A 19,257-nucleotide genomic window follows, 5' to 3' on the forward strand; every position below is an offset into this window, starting at 1 on the left:
CGCGCCGGGCAGGTCCCGGCGCATCTCCCACGCTCGTTCAGTCTCTAGGCACCCAAGGTGCCAGAAAGGGTAGGTGAAGTCATATGGCAAAAGTCCGTGTGTCCACCCTGGCCAAAGAGTTCGGCATGACCTCTAAGGAACTGATGGGTCATCTTGCCGATATGAAGATTCCCGCTAAGTCCGCTTCCTCCACCTTGGAGGACGCCTATGTCGCCATGGTCCGCAAGCAGCTCGCCTCGGTGATCGAGGCCCGCGCCCAGGAAGTCGAGGCCGCCAAGCAGGCCGAGGAGGAGGCTGCCGCCGCCGAGGAGGCCGCTCGCGCCGCCGAGGCCGAGCGCGAGCGCATCGCCGCCGAGAAGGCTCGCGAGGAGGAGCGCCGCCAGTTTGCCGCAGCCCAGGCTGCCGAGGAGGCTGCCCGCGCCGAGGCCGAGGCCAAGAAGAAGGCCGAGCAGGAGCGCCTTGCCCGCGAGAAGGAGGAGGCTGCCCGCGAGGCCCAGCGCCGCGCCGTTCCCGCTTCGGACTCCGGTTCGCGCTTCCGCTCGCTGCTCGATCAGATCGCCGCACAGGAGACCGTGCTCAAGGAGAAGAAGGACGCCGAGGACAAGGCCAAGGCCGAGCGCGCCGCCGAGCGCGGTAACCGTCGTGGCGGTAACAACGACCGCCGCGGTGGCCGTCGCAACGACCGCAACGCCTCCGACAACAACTCCGAGCGCAACGTCTCCGAGAGCCGCCCGCACAGCCATCGCACCAACGCCAGCAACAACGTCGCTGCCGGCATGGACTTCCCCAACCCCGACAAGCAGGGCAAGGGCAAGAAGCGCAAGGGCGGTCACAACAACGAAGAGGACCACTACAGCCGCATGGCTCGCGAGGCCGAGGAGTACAGCCGCGAGAAGGTGCTCGAGGAGGCCCGTGCCGCCGTCGAGGAGGCCTCTCGCGAGTCCACCGGTCGCCGCAAGAAGCGCAAGGAGAAGCGCGAGCGCGAGGCTGCAAAGGCTCAGGAGGAGCGCAAGATAGAGGAGGCATTGGCCCAGGGCGTGAACCCCGAGGAGCTCGATGCCATCAAGGTCTCCCAGGGCGTTACGGTCCAGGAGCTCGCCGAGGCGCTTGACGTTCCGGCCAACGATATCATCAAGCGCCTGTTCCTGCTGGGTACGCCGCTCACCATGACGCAGTCCATGTCCGACGACCTCGTCGAGCTCGTTGCCGACGACCTGGGTCGTCAGATCAAGATCATCACCCCCGAGGAGGAGAACACCTTCTCGTTCTACGACGATCCCGCCGACCTTAAGCCGCGCGCACCGGTCGTCACCGTCATGGGCCACGTCGACCACGGTAAGACGTCGCTGCTCGACGCCATCCGTCACACCGGCGTCGCTGCCGGCGAGGCGGGCGGCATTACCCAGGCCATCGGCGCTTCGCAGGTCATGATTAACGACCGCAAGATCACCTTCATCGATACCCCGGGCCACGCCACCTTTACGGCCATGCGTGCCCGTGGTGCCAAGGTGACCGACATCGTCATTCTGATCGTGGCTGCCGACGACGGCGTCATGCCCCAGACCATCGAGTCGATCAACCACGCCAAGGCCGCCGGCGTACCCATCGTCGTCGCCGTCAACAAGATCGATAAGCCGGGTGCCAACCCCGACCGCGTGCGCCAAGAGCTCACCGAGTACGGCATCATCCCCGAGGAGTGGGGCGGACAGAACATGTTCGTCAACATCTCGGCCAAGCAGAAGATTGGTATCGATGATCTGCTCGAGACCGTGCTGCTCCAGGCCGACGTGCTCGAGCTCAAGGCCAATCCCGACACCTTTGCCTCCGGCAACGTCCTCGAGGCCAAGCTCGACAAGGGTCGCGGCTCGGTTGCCACGGTGCTCGTCACCCGCGGTACCCTGCACGTGGGCGATACGCTGGTCGCCGGCCTTACCTACGGCCGCGTCCGCGCCATGCTCGACCCGAAGGGCAACGCCGTCACCGAGGCCGGTCCCTCCGACGCCGTCGAGATTCTGGGTCTTCAGTCCGTGCCCAACGCCGGTGATGAGTTCCGCGTGTTCGAGGACGAGCGCGAGGCTCGCGCCCTTGCCGACGAGCGTTCGCTCAAGGCCCGTATCGAGGAGCAGAGTCGCGTTAAGCACGTCACGCTCGAGAACCTCTTCGAGACCATTGCCGACGCCGAGGTCAAGGAGCTCAACCTGATCATCAAGGCCGACGTTCAGGGTTCTATCGAGGCCCTTCAGGACTCGCTCGACAAGATGGACCAGTCCGAGGTGCGCATCAACACGATCCACTCCGCAGTCGGTGCCATCAACGAGACCGACGTCGTCCTGGCCGACGCCTCCAACGCCATCATCATCGGCTTTGGTGTCCGTCCCGACGGTAAGGCCCGCTCCGCTGCCGAGCGCGAGGGCGTCGAGATCCGTTGCTACGATGTCATCTACAAGTGCCTCGAGGAGCTCGACGCTGCCCGTATCGGCATGCTCAAGCCCACCGAGGTCGAGGTCTCCACGGGTACCGCGACCGTCCTGGACACCTTCAAGGTGCCCAAAGTCGGTATCGCCGCCGGTGTCCGCGTCGAAGAGGGCGAGATCGCCGCAACCGATTCCGTGCGTCTGGTGCGCGACGGTATTGTGGTCTTCAACGGCAAGATCGCCTCGATGCGCCACTACAAGGATGAGGCCAAGAGCCTCAAGAGCGGTTCCGAGGGCGGCATTGGCCTGGAGAACTTCCAGGACATCAAGCCCGGCGACCAGATCGAGGGTTACCGTATCGACCAGGTTGCCCGTACCGAGTAGGGGGTAGCGCTATGAAGCAAACGCAGGCAACCCGCCGTCTGGGCGAGCAGCTTCGCGAGAAGCTCGGTTATATCCTGCTCTTTGAGGTTTCCGATCCGCGTCTCGACCTGGTTACTTTGACCGCGGTCGAGGTCGCGGTGGACCGTTCGTTCGCGCGCGTGTACGTGTCGTGCGATGCGAGCCGCTACGATGAGGTCATGGAGGCGCTCGCAAGCGCCAAGGGCCGTATTCGCAGCCTGTTGGCTCGCTCGCTCGATTGGCGTGTTACGCCCGAGCTCGATTTTCGCATCGATCGTTCGACCGATGAGGCCGAGCGCATCACACGTGCGCTGGAAAACGTTCCCGCCACGCTTGCGATCGAAAAGGACGAGGACGGCTACCCGATAGCGGATGCCGCCCAGGAGGCAGCTTTAGATGACTAATTCCGCCGACCTCGCCTCGTGCGAGTCTGCAGATATTCAGCGACGCATCCTCGAGCTCATCGAGGATGCGTCCTCCATTGCGATTTCGGGACACACTTCCCCCGATGGCGACGCCCTGGGCTCCGTGCTGGGTCTGGGCCTCTCGCTTATGAAGTTTTTCCCCAACAAGGACATTGCCCTGCTGCTGGCAGACGATGACCCGGTTCCGCGCATCTACCGCTTTATGGAAGGCTCCGATCGCCTGGTGCCGGCATCTGCCTACACCGGCAATCCTGACCTGTTCATCTCGGTGGACGTACCGGTCGTCGAGCGTCTCAATAATTCCGCCGAGGTGCTTCGTCGCTCCAAGCATGTGGTGTGCTTCGATCACCATCCGGCGCGCGAGGAGTTTGCCGAGCTCAGCCTGAGGCGCGTCGAAGCTGCAGCCTGCGCCATGATCATCGACCGCTTCTTGGACAATTGCGGCATTGTCGCACGTGATGGCGTTGCGACCTGCCTGCTGTGTGGCTTGGTTACCGATACCGGCCGTTTTCAGTACCAAAACGCCGATGCCGCCGCGTTCCATGCAGCCTCGCGTCTGGTTGCCCACGGTGCCGATCCGGCGCGTGTGGCACTCGAGGTTTACCAGAGCATGCGCGTTGAGTTTTTGCACCTCAAGTCCATCGTTATGGGCCGCATCAAGACGGTGGCCCACGGGCGCGTCGCGTATAGCTACGCGTACCAGAGTGACCTTGAGGCCTGCGGTGTCACCTCGGATGAGTGCGACGGCCTGGTTGACGTGGTGCGCTCGGTGATGGGCGTCGAGGTCTGCCTGTTCCTGAAGGGCATTGAGGGCGATACCAAGGTGCGCGGCAACCTGCGCTCCAAGGGCGACCTCAACGTATCCGAGATCGCTGCTGCTTTTGGCGGTGGCGGACATCCCGCTGCCGCCGGTTTCTCCAACAACGGAACGATTCTCGAGACGCTTACCGTGGCACTTCCCATGCTGGCCGAGCTGGTGGGGGAGGATCCCGCTTCGGTGACCGTCGAGCTTTAACTTTTTGGATGGTACATGGCTCGTCGTACACCTTCTCAACTGAATATGCTGCTTGCTGTCGATAAGCCGGTGGGCTGCACGTCCCACGATGTGGTTTCGCAATGCCGGCGCGCCCTCCATGAGCGGCGCGTCGGCCATGCCGGCACGCTCGACCCCATGGCATCGGGTGTCATGGTGGTGGGTGTAGGCCAAGCCACCCGTCTGCTGGGCATGCTCACGCTCGATACCAAAAGCTACGTCGCCGACATCTCGTTTGGTGCCGAGACCAATACCGATGATGCGGAGGGCGAGGCGGTCCGCACGGTGCCCGTTGCACCCGAGCTGCGCGATCCGGCTTATGCCCGCGAGCGCTTGGTCGCCATGTTGGGCCCGCAGATGCAGGTGCCGCCGGCGTTTTCGGCTATCTCGGTCAATGGCGTTCGCGCCTACAAGTCTGCTCGCGAGGGCAATGCGGTGGACCTACCTCCGCGCCCCGTCGAGGTCTATGCCGCCGACCTGATCGCCGTGGGCGGCGAAGGTGATACGTGTGTGTGGACCGTGGCGTTCTCGGTGAGCAAGGGCACCTATATCCGTGCGCTCGCTCGCGACTTGGGCCGCGCCTGCGAGAGCGCCGCGCACATTTCTGCGCTGCGCCGCACGGCCTCCGGTGTTGTTTCCATTGGCGCTTGTCATGCGGTCGAGGAGCTTTCTCCCGAGTCCGCGGCTGGCTTTGCCCTGGATCCCATTGCGGCCCTGGGCGCCACGCGTGTTGACTTGCCTGGCAATCTTGCCGACGACCTGCTCTGCGGCCGACGCATTCCCGTTGAGCGTGCGCTTGCCGATTTCGATACCGCGAAGGCGCCTTTTGCGTTGGTGCTCGATGGAGGACTCAAGGCGCTCGCTCGCATTGAGAGTGGCCGCTTTGTCATGGAGCACGTGTTTCCGCAGGCAATCGGCGGTGTTCGATGATGTTTTCCGCTCGCGAGCTCGCGCGTATCTTTTTCGCGGGCGAGTCGGACGAGGCTCGCATCGTTACTGCCGATGTGTTTGATGAGTGCGAGCACTTGGGTGCTGCCTCCATCGCCATCGGCGTGTTCGATGGTGTGCACCGTGGACACCAGGAGCTTATTGCGGCGCTCGTCCGTGATGCCCGTGCCCATGGCTGCAAGGCGGTCGTAGTTACCTTCGATCCCGACCCGGACGTTGTCGTGAGCCCTTCACCCGCTCAAAAATTGATGACGACGGCCGACCGTCTGCATGCCCTGGCTCAAATCGGGGTCGATGCAGTGGTGGCCGTTCCCTTTACGCCTGAGGTTGCGGCACTCGACCATGTCGGTTTTCTCGCACTGTTGTCACGCGTGGTCGACATTCGTTCGATTCGCGTTGGCAGCGACTTTAGGCTGGGTCGCGGCGGTGCTTCTGGTGTTGCCGAGATGCGCGTTTGGGGTTCCGAGCGCGGCGTTGACGTGTATGGTCACGACCTGCTTTGCGAGGGCGGTGAGGCCATTTGCGCCACCCGCATTCGTCACGAGCTGGGACAGGGCCATGTGGGGCTTGCTGCTGGGTTACTCGGCCGCCCGTATATGGTGCGTGGCGGTGTTATTCGCGGTCGTCACGAGGGTTCTGGCATGGGCTTTCCCACGGCAAACCTGCAGGTTCCCAGCGGCATTCAGGTGCCTGCCGATGGTGTGTATGAGGGTCTGGTGCTGGTCGATGACACCGTGTGGCCCGCTGCTGTCAACGTCGGCCTGCCGCCAACGTATGCCGACGATGCGGCATCTGCGCATCTCGAAGCCAACTTAATTGGGTATACGGGCGACCTGTACGGCGCTTCCGTTTCGCTGGCGTTTACGCGCTGGCTGCGTCCGTCACGCGTGTTCGATTCCCTGGACGAGTTGATCGCGACCGTCGAGGGTAATATCGATGATATCCGTCATAACTTGGGTGAGCAGGGGGTGAGTATCCGTGATTAGCGATGAGGAGAAAGACCAGGTCCGCGCTGCGTCCGACCTGGTAGCCATCGTGCAGGAAACGGTTGAGCTCAAGCCCCGCGGCCATGAGTTTTGGGGCTGCTGCCCCTTCCATGGCGAAAAGACCCCGTCGTTTCACATTATCCCTGCCACGCAGGTGTGGCACTGCTTTGGATGTGGCGAGGGCGGCGACGTCTTCACCTATATCATGAAGCGCGAGAACCTGAGCTTTCCCGAGTCAATCCGTTATTTAGCCGATCGCGCGGGTATTGAGCTGCACGACACCGGAGACCGCCGCGAGCGCGGTACTAAGCGTGCCCGAATCTACGATCTGTGCGCCGAGACCGCCCAGTTCTACCACACCATGCTTATGCGCGGTAAGGACGGCCGTCCACGTGAGTACTTCGCCAGCCGCGGCATGGGTGGCGACGTCTGCCGCCGCTACTGCCTGGGCTTTGCACCGGGTCGTAACATGCTGGTGGCTCATCTGTCGCAGGCGGGCTTTACTCCGCAGGAGATGATCGACGCCAACGTGGCTGTGAGTCGCGGGCGCGGGCAGCTTGCCGACCGCTTCTACGACCGCGTGATGTTTCCCATTTTTGATGAGCAGGGGCATAACATCGCCTTTGGCGGTCGCATCATGGGAGACGGCCAACCTAAGTACCTCAACACCGCCGAGACGAGCGTGTTTCATAAAAAGCGAAACCTCTACGGCTTTAATTGGGCCAAGGAGTTTATCGTCGCGCAGGATACCGCTATCGTGGTAGAGGGCTATACCGACTGCATCGCCTGTTGGGAGGCGGGGATTAAAAACGTCGTCGCCACGCTGGGCACTGCGCTCACGGAGCATCACGTCAAGACGCTCACCCGCTTTGCCAAGCGCATCGTGTATATGTTTGACGGCGATGCCGCGGGCCAGAAGGCCGCCCGTCGCGCGATACAGTTTATCGAGCAGGATTCGATGGACCTGCGCTGCGTGGTGCTGCCCGACGGCAACGATCCCATGGAGTTCATCACGGCGCACGGCGGAAAGGAGCTGCAGGCGCGCATCGACGCCGCCGAGCCGCTCATGGACTTCGTGTACCGTTCGCTGCAGGAAGCGAGCGACATCACCACGCCGGGCGGTCGCGCCAAGGCGCTGGAAGATGCGCTGACGCTTATCTATCCGCTGCGCGATAGCTATATGATCGACACGTACTTTATCCAGATTGCCGATCTGCTGGGTTTGGATTTGGAGGCGGTGCGCGCGAGTTCGGGTCGCGTGTTTCGCGATGTCGCCAAGCGCGAAGATGCGGAACGACGTCGTGAGCAGAATTATGAACGCCAGCGGGCGCAAGCCGAGCGATCTGGTAGCGCGGGCGGTCGGTCGTCTGGTTTGCAAGGGACATCTCGTGGTGCTTGGGCGTCGGGCGCGACGCCGGCAGTAGCGGCGCCGGTCGAGGAAGAGCCGTACGACTATGTCCCGCTCGATGCTTACGGTGCCGCTCCTGTGGAGGTCGTCGACGACCTGCCGCCGATCGACGTGCCTGATGGTATGGGCTCTGCGCCCGCCGGTGCTCCGGTAGACGCCTCGTTCCCTATGGTTTTGACCGATCTAGAGCGCAAGTCCTTGGCAGGGGAGCGCGAGCTGCTGACCATGCTCACGAGCTACCCCGACCTGTTCCGCACGTATGCTGACCGCATCTGCTCCATCGAGTGGGTCGACCCGCGCCACGAGTCCATCGCGTGGGCCGTGCTGGCAACGCCGCCGGGTACCGATCCTGCGACCTGCATGGATGCGGCGCGCTCGGTGTGTCCCGAGGCGGCAACGCTTGTGAGTGCCGGGCGCATCTCCGCCACGAGCAAACACCCTACCGAGACGAACATCGTGTTCATGCTCGATACGCTCGAGCTCTACACCATTAAGCGCCGCATGCGTGCCGCACAGGCCAAGCTGCGCCAGGATCGATCGCTCGATGATGAGGCCCGCCGCGCGCTGACCGTGCAGGCCGCGCAGGATTCGCAGCGTCAACGCGAGCTGCAAAAGTCTATCGGCGGCGTGGCGGACCCGTTCCGTTTGATCGGTTTGGAGACCGCGGGCACCGAACAGGCCTAGATGTTGTGGTCAACCAGCGTATTCTCGCCTATATCCAGTTCTCTTTTTGGGTATAGACGTCTATGTGTGTGCTAAAGTATTGAGTCCTGTTGACTATGAAGGGAGAATCTGTGCCAAAAAAGACTGAGAGCACGGGTACTGGGCTGGAATCCTGCGTTGCAAAGCTCATGGGCAACGGCTCAAACAGGACTTCGGTAACCGAGGACGAGATTCAGGTCGCCCTGAAGGATATCGATGTTTCTGACGAGCAGCTCACCGCGGTGTATTCCGCGCTGCGCAACAGCGGCATCCAGATTATCTCCGCGAGCGGTAACGACGACGCCCCCATGGACGTCGACGATGACGATAACGATACCGATACCGACGATTTCGATGACGACGACGAGCACGATTCCGGCTCGCTCGACGATCATGAGCTCAAGATGGCCCGTCAGGCCGACGCCGAGATGGGTTCTTCCAAGAGCAAGAAGAAGCGCACCGTGCGCACGTCCCGTTCACGCTCCCGCGTGCGTGGCATCGATGCCTCCACGGTGATGCTGACTGGCGATCCGGTTCGTATGTACCTCAAGGAGATCGGCAAGGTCGACCTGCTTACCGCCTCCGAAGAAGTCGATCTGGCCATGAAGATCGAGGCCGGTCTCGAGGCCACCGAGAAGCTCGAGGCTGCCGAGGCGGGCGAGCTTGAGCTCACGCGTGCCGAGATGCGTCGTCTTACGCGCATTGAGAACGTGGGCCTAGAAGCCAAGCAGGCACTCATCAGCGCAAACCTGCGTCTGGTCGTCTCTATCGCCAAGCGCTATGTCGGTCGCGGTATGCTGTTCCTGGACCTGATCCAGGAGGGCAACCTCGGTCTGATCCGCGCCGTCGAGAAGTTCGACTACCAGAAGGGTTTTAAGTTCTCCACGTACGCCACGTGGTGGATCCGTCAGGCCATCACGCGCGCTATCGCCGACCAGGCCCGTACCATCCGTATTCCCGTGCACATGGTCGAGACCATCAACAAACTCGTCCGCGTGCAGCGGCAGCTTCTCCAGGACCTGGGTCGCGACCCGACCCCCGAGGAGATCGGTGCCGAGATGGACATGAGTGCCGACCGCGTCCGCGAGATCCAGAAGATTTCGCAGGAGCCCGTGTCGCTCGAGACTCCCATCGGCGAGGAAGAGGATTCCCAGCTGGGCGACTTCATCGAGGACTCCCAGGCCATCGTTCCGCCCGATGCGGCCAGCTTCTCCATGCTGCAGGAGCAGCTCACCCAGGTGCTCGATTCGCTTGCCGATCGTGAGCGTAAGGTTATCGAGCTGCGTTTTGGTCTTGTCGACGGTCATCCCCGCACGCTCGAGGAAGTTGGCCGCGAGTTTGGCGTCACGCGCGAGCGCATCCGCCAGATCGAGTCCAAGACCCTGGCCAAGCTCCGCCACCCGAGCCGTTCGAGCAAGCTCAAGGACTACATTGAGTCTTAGTAGTCACGGCGTTTCCGTTTCGGCAGTTAGGGACGTTCCTTTTTTGCCGGCACTTTGGGACACTCCTTGCCGCAACGGTTGGGTCGGAAAATTTCTTAAAAAAGTTCTTGCCCTGAGCTGATTCGTCCGTATAATAAACTTCGTTGCTTGAGAGCACGCACCTATTCCTCGGTAGCTCAATGGTAGAGCACGCGGCTGTTAACCGCGCTGTTGTAGGTTCGAGTCCTACCCGGGGAGCCAGAATTTTTCAGCCCAATCCGCTGGGCTTTTAAATTCCTCGGTAGCTCAATGGTAGAGCACGCGGCTGTTAACCGCGCTGTTGTAGGTTCGAGTCCTACCCGGGGAGCCAGGTTGTAAAACCCGTCGCTTATGCGGCGGGTTTTTTCATACCGCGATCGCCTGGCGCGAACGTTACCATATCAACATTTCGTGTCGAGGATGTAATCCCGCGACCCACCACCTCAACATGGCGCGCTCGTTGTAGAATATTGGAATGATTGCTCCCACGAGATGGTGCCGCGAGCACCAGATAAGGAGATTCTTGTGTCTGAGACCATTAACGGCAGCCTGAGCGTCTCGAACGACGTTATTGCCGATATTGCCGGTTATGCCGCGATGACGTGCTATGGCGTTGTCGGTATGGCCGAGCAGCTCCAGGGCGCCGAGAGCGTGCGCCTGCTTGCCGGTCAGCGCCTCCGCAAGGGCGTGCTTGTCTCCGCCGACGAGAACGGCCTCACGGTCGACCTTCACGTCGTGCTCGAGAACGGCGTCAACATGAAGTCCGTCTGCCACAATCTTTCGAGCTCCGTTGCCTTCACTCTGCAGGAGGTCGCCCAGATCGATCCCGCCAGCCTTAAGATCGGCATTCACATCGACGCGCTCAAGAGCCGTCTGAACTAGCATCCGAAAACGGAGATTCAAATACCCATGATTGCAAAGACCATTCGCACCTGTTTTCCGATCGCTGCGGCTGCTGTTTCCGACAAGGCCGAGGAGATCAACAAGCTCAACGTCTTCCCCGTACCCGACGGCGACACCGGTACCAACATGTCGCTCACACTCGCCTCGGTGACCAAGGAGCTTTCCGCCCTTCCTGCTGACGCCGACATGGAGGCCATCGCCGGCGCCATCACTCACGGCTCCCTGATGGGTGCCCGTGGCAACTCCGGCGTCATCACCTCGCAGATTCTGCGTGGTGTGGCCGAGGGCCTTGTCTCTGCCGATGAGCCCATCACGTCCGCCAACATCGCCTATGCCTTCCGCCGAGCCGTCAAGGTTGCCTTCCAGGCAGTGCGTAAGCCCATCGAGGGTACGATCCTCACGGTGTTGCGCGACGTCTCGACCAAGGCAGACGAGTGCGAGAAGAAGAAGTTCTCGGCCGAGGAAGCGCTCGACGCCATCGTCGTCGAGGCCTATCAGTCCGTCGCCCGTACGCCCGACCTGCTGCCTGTTCTGAAGGAGAACGGCGTGGTCGACTCCGGCGCCTTTGGATTTGCCATTTTCCTTGAGAACTTTGTTGCCGCCGCGCTTGGTCGCAGCACCGTTGTCGAGGATTTCTCCGCCATGTTTGACTCCGCTGGCTCTGCCCGCGACGCGGCCCTCGACCGCGTTGAGATCGAGGCCAACGACGACTGGGAGGGCTCGGAGTTTCGTTACTGCAACGAGTTCCTCTTTAAGGCCGATGCCCCGTTTGATGAGGACGAATGCCTTAAGTTCCTGGGCTCCATGGGCGACTGCGAGCTGCTCGTGGGTGCTTACCCCGATTACAAGATTCACGTGCACTCCAACACCCCCAACCTGGTGCTCGAGCACATGCTGCAGCTTGGTCAGATCTATGAGGTCTTTATCCACAACATGGAGATGGAGGCCCACGACCGTACCGCCAAGATCCATGAGGACCAGGAGAAGGCCGCCGAGCCCGCCAAGGCGCTGGGCTTTGTCGCTGTTGCCGCCGGTTCCGGCGAGGCCGATATCCTCAAGTCCCTCGGCGTCGACGTGATCGTGTCGGGTGGTCAGACCATGAACCCCTCGACTGCAGACCTGCTGGGCGCCGTCGACCAGGTCAACGCGACCTCGGTCATCATCCTGCCCAATAACGGTAACATCCGCATGGCCGCTGAGGCTGCCGCTTCTGCCTGCACCGACAAGAAGGTTGCCGTCGTTCCCACCAAGACCGTTCCGCAGGCCTTCTCCGCGCTGTTCGCGGTCCTGCCCGATTCCGAGCTCGAGGAAGCCGTCGCCGCTATGGTCGACGCCATCAGCGAAGTCCGCGATGGCGAGGTCACCCGCGCTGTGCGCGACTCCAGCGCCTCCGACGGCTCGCCGATTCACTCCGGTGACGTTATGGGTATCATTGCCGGTTCCATTGACGTGGTCGGCTCCGATGTGAAGCAGGTCACGCTCGATTGCATCAACCGCATGCAGGAGGAAGAGGAGGGTGACGCGCTGACGATTCTGGCCGGCGAGGAGCTGTCCGATGAAGCCTTCCAGGAGATCGTCGACGCCATTGAGGAGGCTCAGCCCGATCTGGAGATTGACGCCCATCGTGGCGAGCAGCCGCTCTATCCCGTGATCTTCTCGATCGAGTAGGCAACTGCCCATGTCCGAGCTGTGCTCCGTGCCGCGCGTCTCGGAGCGCTTTGCCCAGAGCAATGCGCTCGACGAGGATATCGCGCGACTCAAATATGTTTCGGGTAAACGTGAGGAGGCCCTTCGCCGTCTGGGAATTCGGACGGTGGGGGACCTCCTTCTCCATATCCCTCATCGATACCTCGACTTTACCCGCTCGTGGTCCATCGAGATGGCGCCCATCGGTATCGTGTGCACCATCATCGCCACGGTTGACCGTATCGTCCAAAAGCAGCCGCGTCCGCGCATGCAGGTGACCGAGGTCTCGCTCGTTGACGAGACGGGCGTGCTGCAGGTCGCCTTTTTCCGCCAGCCCTGGATTGCCCAGCAGCTTAAGCAGGGCGACCGCCTGGCCGTGATGGGCAAGGTCGAGTTTGCCTATGGTTTTAAGCAGATGGCCTCTCCGCATTTCGAAAAGCTCGAGGACGGGCGTGCCGCGGGCACGATCCTGCCGGTCCATTATGTGAGCGATGGGGTGAGCCAGGCATGGATGCGCCGCATTGTAAGCGGCGCGCTCGAGGTTGTCGGCAATCCCTTTGATCCCATTCCGGCACCGCTGCGCGCAAAGCGGAAGCTCATGAGCAATGCCCGTGCTTTGCACTCGATCCACTTTCCCTCGAGCATGGCTGAGCGCGATATCGCGCGCGCACGGCTTGCCTACGAGGAGTGCCTCTACCTGCAGCTGGCGCTGCGCCTGCGCAACGACGGCGGCCTGGTCGATGTGGTGCCCTATGCCCATACCGCGGGCGATCACCTGGCCGCGCTCAAGCAGGCCTTGCCGTTTTCGCTGAGCGACGAGCAGGAAGCCGCGTTCCAGGATATCCTGCGCGATATGTGCGATGGCGGGCGCGTGATGAACCGCCTGCTGCTGGGTGATGTCGGTACCGGTAAGACCGCCGTCGCCGCCTGCGCACTGGCTGTCGCGGCCGATTCGGGCACCCAGGCCTGCGTTATGGCGCCCACGGGCGTGCTGGCGCGCCAATATGCCGATAAGACTGGCCCTCTGCTCTCGCAGGCCGGCATGTCCTGGGCGCTTCTGACGGGTGCTACGCCGACCGCAGAGCGCGAGCGCATCCATGCACAGCTGGAATCGGGCGAGCTTGACGTGCTCTTTGGCACCCACGCGGTGCTTTCGGATGACGTTGCGTTCAAGCACCTGTCGCTCGTGGTCATCGATGAGCAGCACCGGTTTGGCGTCGGCCAACGCAACGCCCTGCGCGCGAAGGGCCCCGGTGCCGATCTGCTCGTAATGACGGCAACGCCCATCCCGCGTACGCTGGCGCTTTCGGTCTACGGCGATCTGGACACGAGCATCATCCGCCATCGGCCCGTCCCTGGCGCTGGCGTGACGACACGCGTGCTGACCGAGTCGAGCCGTGACCTCGCCTATGGCGCCATCCGTGAGGCGCACGAAAAGGGCCAGCAGGCTTACGTGATCTGCCCGCTCGTGGAGCCGAGTGACTCGGCCGATGAGCTGGAGGACGTGCCCGGTATCGCCCACGACGACGAGGGCCGCGTGACGGTCCCCGTGCCGCTGCACGATACGGCAACCGAGCTCGACCGACTGCGTCTTGCGTTGCCTGGGCTTACCGTCGAGCGCCTTCACGGCCGCATGCCGGCGGGGGAGAAGGATCGGGTCATCGATGCCTTCAAGCGTGGCGAGATCAACGTGCTCGTCTCGACTACGGTGGTCGAGGTGGGCGTCGACGTGCCCAATGCCACCGTCATGGTCATCGAGAACGGCGAGCGCTTTGGTTTGGCTGCCCTGCACCAGCTGCGCGGTCGCGTGGGCCGTGGCAGCGTGTCGGGCACGTGCCTGGTCATGACGCACTCCAAGGGCAACGGCGGCGCGTCGGCAGCACAAGATCGCCTACAATCGCTCGAGAAGACCTCGGATGGCTTTACGCTCGCCCAGATGGACCTGCGTCTGCGCCACGAGGGCGAGATCCTGGGGTACCGCCAACATGGCGGTGTGACCCTGCGCTTTGTCGACCTGGATGCCGACGAGGAGCTGATTGAGTGGGCACATTTGGACGCGGTCGAGCTCTTGCGGTATGCTTGCACCCTTGACTCCGTGGCGACGCGCCCCCTGCGCGATGCGGTCGCCATGCGATATCGACACATTTTTAAGGAGGTCAGCGGAGGATGAGAATCATCGGCGGCGAATGGCGCGGTCGTAAGATCGAGGAGCCCCGTGGTCGCGATGTCACCCGCCCCACGACTGATCGCGTACGCGAGGCGTGCGCATCTATGGTCATGTCGGCATTCGACTTCGATTTGGACGAGGTCCGTGTGCTGGACGCCTTTGGCGGCTCCGGTGCCTTAGGGTTAGAGATGCTCTCTCGTGGGGCCCGCTCGCTCACGACGTTTGAGATCGATCGCAACGCCGCGCGGCTCATTACCAAGAATATCGAGTCGCTCTGCTGTGACCGTGCGCGTTGGCGCGTGGTAGCGGGCGACATGCTGGCGAGTGCCTCGCGCGGTCGTGTGCCGGGCGGCCCCTTTGATCTGGTCCTGCTCGACCCACCATATGCTTTTGGTGCCGAGCCGGTCGAGGAGCTGCTGCAGAACCTGGCTCAGCAGGGTCTGCTTGCATCTGGTGCTTATGCCATGTTTGAGCATGCCGCTGCCGATGCGGGCGCGCATCCGGCAGGTTTTGAGACCGTGCGTGAGAAGCGTTATGGCATCACCTCGGTCGATCTGCTTCGTTGGGTCGGCGATGACGATGGTGAGGGTGATAACGCCGGCACCGATGCTGACAACAACGATGCCACGACGTTTCAGGAGGACGCCCATGAGTGACACCATTAACCGCGTCATCGTTCCGGGCACCTTCGACCCCATTACGTTTGGCCATATCGATGTAATCCGCCGCGCCCGCCGCATCTTTCCCAGCGTGATCGTCGCTGTTGCCGAGTCGCAGGGTAAAAACGGTGTGGGCACGACGTTTATGCTCGATGAGCGCGTGGCGCTGGCCCGCGAGGCGCTCGGCGATATCGACGGCGTCGAGGTCCTGCCCTTCACCGGCCTCTTGGTCGACTTCGCTCGTGAGCAGGGGGCGGGGGCCGTGGTCAAGGGCCTGCGCGCCATGACCGACTTTGAGTACGAGCTGCAGCAGGCAGATCTCAACTATCGCTTGGATAACGAGCTGGAGTCCATCTTTGTCATGAGTGCGCCGCAGTACGGCTATATCTCGAGCTCGGTCGTTCGCCAGATCGCCTCACTCGGCAGCGATGTATCGACGTTTGTCCCGCCCAACGTGGTCGAAGCGCTCAGACTTCGCTTTTCGTGACGTTTCTTATTGCCTGGTGGCATGTGGTAAACTAGCACGATGATATGTTACCTATGAAAGGAGACCGGATGCCGGGCGAGAATTTTCCTGGCGATAGGATCGTCAGCTTGGTCGATGAGCTCGAAGGGCTGATCGAGGAAGCCAAGCCGCCTTTCGGCAAGAACGCTCAGTTCAAGGTCATCGACGCCGACGTGTTCTTCAACATCCTCGACGAGATCCGCATGAGCTATCCCGAGGAGTGGCAGAAGTCCCGCCGTATCCTTAAGGAGCGCGAGGAGCTTATGGCTTCCGCTGCCGCTCAGGCCGATTCTATCATCGCCGACGCTCAGCAGCAGGCCCTTACCATTGCCGGTGAGCAGGAGATCGTCCGCTTAGCGCAGCAGCAGGCCGACGACATCCGTGATCGTGCCCAGCAGTACGAGCGCGAGACGCGTTATGCTGCCGAGGACTACGCAGAGCAGGTCTTTACGCACCTGGAGGAGAACCTCAAGAGCCTGACCGGCACCGTTACTCGTTGCCGTCAGCAGCTTAACGAGGGTGCCGCCCAACAGAATGGTCAGTGGTAATGGCTGAGTTCCCGAGCGTTACCGTCGATCTATCTGAGCAGCTCGAGTTTCCTGGAGATTCGTATCCGCTGACCGGTAAGGTCGATGTCGCCACCTACACGGTGGGCGAGAAGGAGTACCAGCTACAGGACGGCATCGACTACGACGTTGTCTTTACCAACGCCGGTACCGGTGTCTTGCTCACGGGTATGGTCCGCGCGCACGCCACCGGCGAGTGCGACCGTTGCCTGGAGCCCGCTTCGTTTGATATCGCCGGCGAGATCGAGGAGTTCTACCTCTTTGAGGAGCCCGAGGACCCCGAGGCCTACGAGGACGGCTACGAGTTCCTGGGTGAGGACCGCATCGTCGATCTGGGTGAGCCCATCAATGACGCGGTTGTCATGGACACGCCGTTTGTGGTGCTCTGCAAGCCCGATTGCCACGGTCTGTGCCCCACTTGCGGTTGCAATCTCAACGTCGAGCAATGCGATTGCGCCGCCCAGGCGGAGGCCGAATGGGCCGCTGCCACGGAAAATCCATTTGCAGCATTGAAGAATCTCAAGCTTGACGAGTAAAACTGTGGTAGTATCGCTACTTGCGCGTAATCGCCACACTGGATAGTTCATAAGGAAGGTCACTATGCCCGTACCTAAACAAAAGCAGGGTCGTATCCGCACTCACACCCGTCGTTCCGCCAACATGAAGATCTCGGCTGCGGCTCAGTCCACGTGCCCCCGTTGCGGCGCTGTCAAGCTCCCGCACCACGTGTGCCCCAGCTGCGGTTTCTACAAGGACCGCGAGGTTATCGTTACCGAGTAACGGTATACTCTGGATGCGATGCCGTTCCAAATGGAACCACAATGGCCGGCTCAATGAGTCGGCCATTTTTGTATAAGGAGCATGTATATGAGTAACGTTCGCGTTTGTGTAGACGTTGTGGGCGGAGACGAGAAACCTCAGGTTGTTCTCGATGGTATCGAGGCTGCGCTTGCCGCCGATCCCGATATCGAGGTCTTGGCAGCTGGCCCCGCCGAAATCGTCAATCCCTTTGCAGCTTCCCATGCACGTGTTGAGGCCCTTGAGGCACCCGACGTTATCGCCATGGATGACGATCCCATTCGCGCCGTGATGACCAAACGCAAGTCTTCGATCGTGTTGTCGTGCCGTGCCATCAAGAAGGGAAATGCGGACGCGTTCTTCTCTGCCGGCTCGACCGGTGCTATGACCGCCGCCGCTACCGCCTATGTGACGCCGTTTAGGTATCAGGCCGAAGGCAAGAAGCAGCCGGTGCGCCCCTGTCTGACCAATGCGCTGCCCAATCGCGCCGGCGGTCTGACGGTGCTGTGCGATATGGGCGCTAACCCCGATGTCGAGGTCGATGACATGGTGCGTTTTGCTCAGATGGGTAGCGCTTATGCCCGCGTCGTCCTGGGCATTGAGCATCCCCGCGTGGGCCTGCTTGCTAACGGCACCGAGGACGAGAAGGGCTCCAACTTTACCAAGGCGTGCTTCCCGGCCATGAAAGCCGTCGTTCCCGGCTTTGTTGGTAACTGCGAGGGCACCGATCTTACGTCGGGCAATTTTGACGTCGTGGTCGCCGACGGCATGTCGGGCAACATCGCGCTCAAGGCCACTGAGGGCGCTGCTAAGTTTTTGCTGCAGGAACTCAAGGGCGTCTTTATGTCTTCACTTGGCACCAAGATCGCCGCGCTGCTTATTAAAAAGCAGATGCGCGAGATCAAGGCCAAGCTCTCTGGCGACGTCAAGGGCGGCGCGATTCTTTTGGGCCTGCGCGGCGTGGTTCTGATCGGCCACGGCGCCACGTCGGTCGAAGCTGTCAAAAACGGTACGCTCGCGGCGGCCGAAGCCGTGCGCGCCGGGCTGGTCGAGAATGTCGCCAACTCTATGGACGGTATCGTTTTATAAGAGCGAGTTAGAGCGCTGTTATGCGCCTCGGGGCGTGCGTCGTGGGGTAGAATCAGAACCGTGTCTTGGTACCGCCCGGGCGGTACCATTCTTTTGGTATTCATGCACTATGAGAGGAAGCGCTATGGACCGCTCCGAAATCTTCGACAAGATCGCCGAGGTCGCTGCTGACGTTCTGGGCGTCGATGTTGCCGAAATTAGCGATGAGACCACCTTTGACGACCTCGATGCCAACTCGCTCGAGCGCCTGCAGCTGGTTACGGCTATCGAGGACGAGTTCAACCTCGAGATCGATGACGAGACTCTGCTTTCGCTCAACTCTGTCGCCGACGCCGTCGACGCGATCGAAAACGCCAGGGAGGCCTAGGTCTTGGCTTTGTCTGAACGACTTACGCGCGCCCAGGAAATTCTGGGCCATGAGTTCAATAATAAGGTGCTGCTGCGCGCGGCGCTTACGCATCCCTCGGCAGTCGAGGGCCAGCCGGTTTCTGCCAGCTATGAGCGCCTTGAGTTCTTGGGCGATTCCATTTTGGGCGCCGTGGTCGCACGCTCCCTGTTTGAGTCCTATCCGGAGTTTGACGAGGGCAAGCTCACGCGCCTGAAGGTGTCGCTTGTCTCGGGCGCCACGCTGTCCGAGGTTTCTAACGAGCTGGGCATCGACGACATCATCATCTTTGGTGCCTCCGAGACCGGTACCGGTGCGCGCGGCCTGCATTCGGCCCTCGAGAACGTCTACGAGTCGCTCGTGGGCGCGCTGTACCTGGATGCCGGCTGGGATGCGGCGGCGGAGTTCATCCACCGTACGCTTAAGCCGCACCTGGCTTCCGAGCGTGCCGAGCACCCTGCGAACCCCAAGTCGTTCTTGCAGGAGTGCGTGCAAGCCGACGGTCACGAACCCCCGGCGTATAAGCTCGTTGGCTCCGAGGGCCCGGCGCATGCGCCCACCTTTACCGCCGTGGTGTTGATCGATGGTATTCGCCAGGGTCGCGGCTCCGGCTCCTCAAAGAAGGAAGCCGAGGGGGCCGCTGCACTCGAGGCACTTGACCGCATGGGCTACACCACTAACGGCGTGATTCTCAACAAGAAGCCTGTGTAAGCGAGGAACC

Annotated in this window: 18 protein-coding genes and 2 tRNA genes; all 20 read left to right on the forward strand. The window is 61.8% G+C overall.

Going from position 1 to position 19,257, the window contains the following annotated elements; all coding sequences use genetic code 11:
- The first annotated feature begins 83 nt into the window (after positions 1-83).
- The 20 genes from infB (at position 84) to rnc (ending at position 19,247) form a co-directional block, all read left to right on the forward strand.
- Positions 84-2,798, forward strand: a complete 2,715-nt coding sequence (gene infB, locus DXB98_RS00875) for a translation initiation factor IF-2 (protein WP_117735032.1) — start codon at positions 84-86, stop codon at positions 2,796-2,798.
- A gap of 11 nt (positions 2,799-2,809) precedes the next feature.
- Positions 2,810-3,220: a 30S ribosome-binding factor RbfA gene (gene rbfA, locus DXB98_RS00880; protein ID WP_006234038.1), complete on the forward strand. Its 411-nt coding sequence runs from the start codon at positions 2,810-2,812 to the stop codon at positions 3,218-3,220.
- The gene (locus tag DXB98_RS00885; protein WP_089571696.1) at positions 3,213-4,256 is read left to right on the forward strand and encodes a bifunctional oligoribonuclease/PAP phosphatase NrnA; all 1,044 of its coding nucleotides are present in this window, start codon (positions 3,213-3,215) and stop codon (positions 4,254-4,256) included. The genes rbfA and DXB98_RS00885 overlap by 8 nt, the downstream gene beginning before the upstream one ends.
- A gap of 15 nt (positions 4,257-4,271) precedes the next feature.
- Positions 4,272-5,204: a tRNA pseudouridine(55) synthase TruB gene (gene truB, locus DXB98_RS00890; RefSeq protein ID WP_117742810.1), complete on the forward strand. Its 933-nt coding sequence runs from the start codon at positions 4,272-4,274 to the stop codon at positions 5,202-5,204.
- The gene (gene ribF / locus DXB98_RS00895) at positions 5,201-6,208 is read left to right on the forward strand and encodes a riboflavin biosynthesis protein RibF (RefSeq protein ID WP_233505046.1); all 1,008 of its coding nucleotides are present in this window, start codon (positions 5,201-5,203) and stop codon (positions 6,206-6,208) included. Before truB ends, ribF begins: the two co-directional genes overlap by 4 nt.
- Positions 6,201-8,300 (forward strand): DNA primase, encoded by a 2,100-nt coding sequence (gene dnaG, locus DXB98_RS00900; protein WP_117742811.1) that lies wholly within the window; start codon positions 6,201-6,203, stop codon positions 8,298-8,300. Before ribF ends, dnaG begins: the two co-directional genes overlap by 8 nt.
- Positions 8,301-8,410: 110 nt before the next feature.
- Positions 8,411-9,760: an RNA polymerase sigma factor RpoD gene (gene rpoD, locus DXB98_RS00905; RefSeq protein ID WP_117742812.1), complete on the forward strand. Its 1,350-nt coding sequence runs from the start codon at positions 8,411-8,413 to the stop codon at positions 9,758-9,760.
- Between the two features lie 165 nt (positions 9,761-9,925).
- A tRNA-Asn gene (locus tag DXB98_RS00910) sits at positions 9,926-10,000 on the forward strand.
- Between the two features lie 34 nt (positions 10,001-10,034).
- Positions 10,035-10,109: transfer RNA gene (locus DXB98_RS00915), tRNA-Asn, on the forward strand.
- A 161-nt stretch (positions 10,110-10,270) separates the two neighbouring features.
- Positions 10,271-10,660: an Asp23/Gls24 family envelope stress response protein gene (locus tag DXB98_RS00920; protein WP_195919456.1), complete on the forward strand. Its 390-nt coding sequence runs from the start codon at positions 10,271-10,273 to the stop codon at positions 10,658-10,660.
- Between the two features lie 27 nt (positions 10,661-10,687).
- Entirely contained in the window at positions 10,688-12,349 is a 1,662-nt protein-coding gene (locus DXB98_RS00925; protein ID WP_117742813.1) for a DAK2 domain-containing protein, read from the forward strand.
- Between the two features lie 10 nt (positions 12,350-12,359).
- Complete coding sequence (locus tag DXB98_RS00930; RefSeq protein ID WP_117742814.1) at positions 12,360-14,537, forward strand: ATP-dependent DNA helicase RecG; 2,178 nt, start codon at positions 12,360-12,362, stop codon at positions 14,535-14,537.
- The gene (rsmD, locus tag DXB98_RS00935) at positions 14,534-15,190 is read left to right on the forward strand and encodes a 16S rRNA (guanine(966)-N(2))-methyltransferase RsmD (protein ID WP_117742815.1); all 657 of its coding nucleotides are present in this window, start codon (positions 14,534-14,536) and stop codon (positions 15,188-15,190) included. The genes DXB98_RS00930 and rsmD overlap by 4 nt, the downstream gene beginning before the upstream one ends.
- On the forward strand, positions 15,183-15,680 hold the full coding sequence (gene coaD, locus DXB98_RS00940) for a pantetheine-phosphate adenylyltransferase (protein ID WP_117742816.1): 498 nt from the start codon (positions 15,183-15,185) through the stop codon (positions 15,678-15,680). Before rsmD ends, coaD begins: the two co-directional genes overlap by 8 nt.
- Positions 15,681-15,748: 68 nt before the next feature.
- The gene (locus DXB98_RS00945; RefSeq protein ID WP_040358176.1) at positions 15,749-16,246 is read left to right on the forward strand and encodes an ATPase; all 498 of its coding nucleotides are present in this window, start codon (positions 15,749-15,751) and stop codon (positions 16,244-16,246) included.
- Entirely contained in the window at positions 16,246-16,800 is a 555-nt protein-coding gene (locus DXB98_RS00950; protein WP_117742817.1) for a DUF177 domain-containing protein, read from the forward strand. Before DXB98_RS00945 ends, DXB98_RS00950 begins: the two co-directional genes overlap by 1 nt.
- Positions 16,801-16,864: 64 nt before the next feature.
- Positions 16,865-17,044 (forward strand): 50S ribosomal protein L32, encoded by a 180-nt coding sequence (gene rpmF, locus DXB98_RS00955; RefSeq protein WP_022094017.1) that lies wholly within the window; start codon positions 16,865-16,867, stop codon positions 17,042-17,044.
- 87 nt (positions 17,045-17,131) lie between these two features.
- Positions 17,132-18,151, forward strand: a complete 1,020-nt coding sequence (plsX, locus tag DXB98_RS00960) for a phosphate acyltransferase PlsX (RefSeq protein WP_117742818.1) — start codon at positions 17,132-17,134, stop codon at positions 18,149-18,151.
- Positions 18,152-18,275: 124 nt separating this feature from the next.
- Positions 18,276-18,518, forward strand: coding sequence for an acyl carrier protein (locus DXB98_RS00965; protein ID WP_055309519.1), 243 nt, complete (start codon positions 18,276-18,278; stop codon positions 18,516-18,518).
- Between the two features lie 3 nt (positions 18,519-18,521).
- The gene (gene rnc / locus DXB98_RS00970; RefSeq protein WP_117742819.1) at positions 18,522-19,247 is read left to right on the forward strand and encodes a ribonuclease III; all 726 of its coding nucleotides are present in this window, start codon (positions 18,522-18,524) and stop codon (positions 19,245-19,247) included.
- Positions 19,248-19,257: the final 10 nt, after the last annotated feature.

Origin of the sequence: Collinsella sp. OM07-12 (assembly GCF_003438275.1) — a bacterium.
Lineage (GTDB): Bacteria > Actinomycetota > Coriobacteriia > Coriobacteriales > Coriobacteriaceae > Collinsella.

Bases quoted from the DNA above. Each gene is read 5' to 3' on its own strand.
- infB (WP_117735032.1), top strand. From the start codon at position 84: ATGGCAAAAGTCCGTGTGTCCACCCTGGCCAAAGAGTTCGGCATGACC.
- rbfA (WP_006234038.1), top strand. From the start codon at position 2,810: ATGAAGCAAACGCAGGCAACCCGCCGTCTGGGCGAGCAGCTTCGCGAG.
- DXB98_RS00885 (WP_089571696.1), top strand. From the start codon at position 3,213: ATGACTAATTCCGCCGACCTCGCCTCGTGCGAGTCTGCAGATATTCAG.
- truB (WP_117742810.1), top strand. From the start codon at position 4,272: ATGGCTCGTCGTACACCTTCTCAACTGAATATGCTGCTTGCTGTCGAT.
- ribF (WP_233505046.1), top strand. From the start codon at position 5,201: ATGATGTTTTCCGCTCGCGAGCTCGCGCGTATCTTTTTCGCGGGCGAG.
- DXB98_RS00920 (WP_195919456.1), top strand. From the start codon at position 10,271: ATGGTGCCGCGAGCACCAGATAAGGAGATTCTTGTGTCTGAGACCATT.
- DXB98_RS00925 (WP_117742813.1), top strand. From the start codon at position 10,688: ATGATTGCAAAGACCATTCGCACCTGTTTTCCGATCGCTGCGGCTGCT.
- DXB98_RS00930 (WP_117742814.1), top strand. From the start codon at position 12,360: ATGTCCGAGCTGTGCTCCGTGCCGCGCGTCTCGGAGCGCTTTGCCCAG.
- rsmD (WP_117742815.1), top strand. From the start codon at position 14,534: ATGAGAATCATCGGCGGCGAATGGCGCGGTCGTAAGATCGAGGAGCCC.
- coaD (WP_117742816.1), top strand. From the start codon at position 15,183: ATGAGTGACACCATTAACCGCGTCATCGTTCCGGGCACCTTCGACCCC.
- DXB98_RS00945 (WP_040358176.1), top strand. From the start codon at position 15,749: ATGCCGGGCGAGAATTTTCCTGGCGATAGGATCGTCAGCTTGGTCGAT.
- DXB98_RS00950 (WP_117742817.1), top strand. From the start codon at position 16,246: ATGGCTGAGTTCCCGAGCGTTACCGTCGATCTATCTGAGCAGCTCGAG.
- rpmF (WP_022094017.1), top strand. From the start codon at position 16,865: ATGCCCGTACCTAAACAAAAGCAGGGTCGTATCCGCACTCACACCCGT.
- plsX (WP_117742818.1), top strand. From the start codon at position 17,132: ATGAGTAACGTTCGCGTTTGTGTAGACGTTGTGGGCGGAGACGAGAAA.
- DXB98_RS00965 (WP_055309519.1), top strand. From the start codon at position 18,276: ATGGACCGCTCCGAAATCTTCGACAAGATCGCCGAGGTCGCTGCTGAC.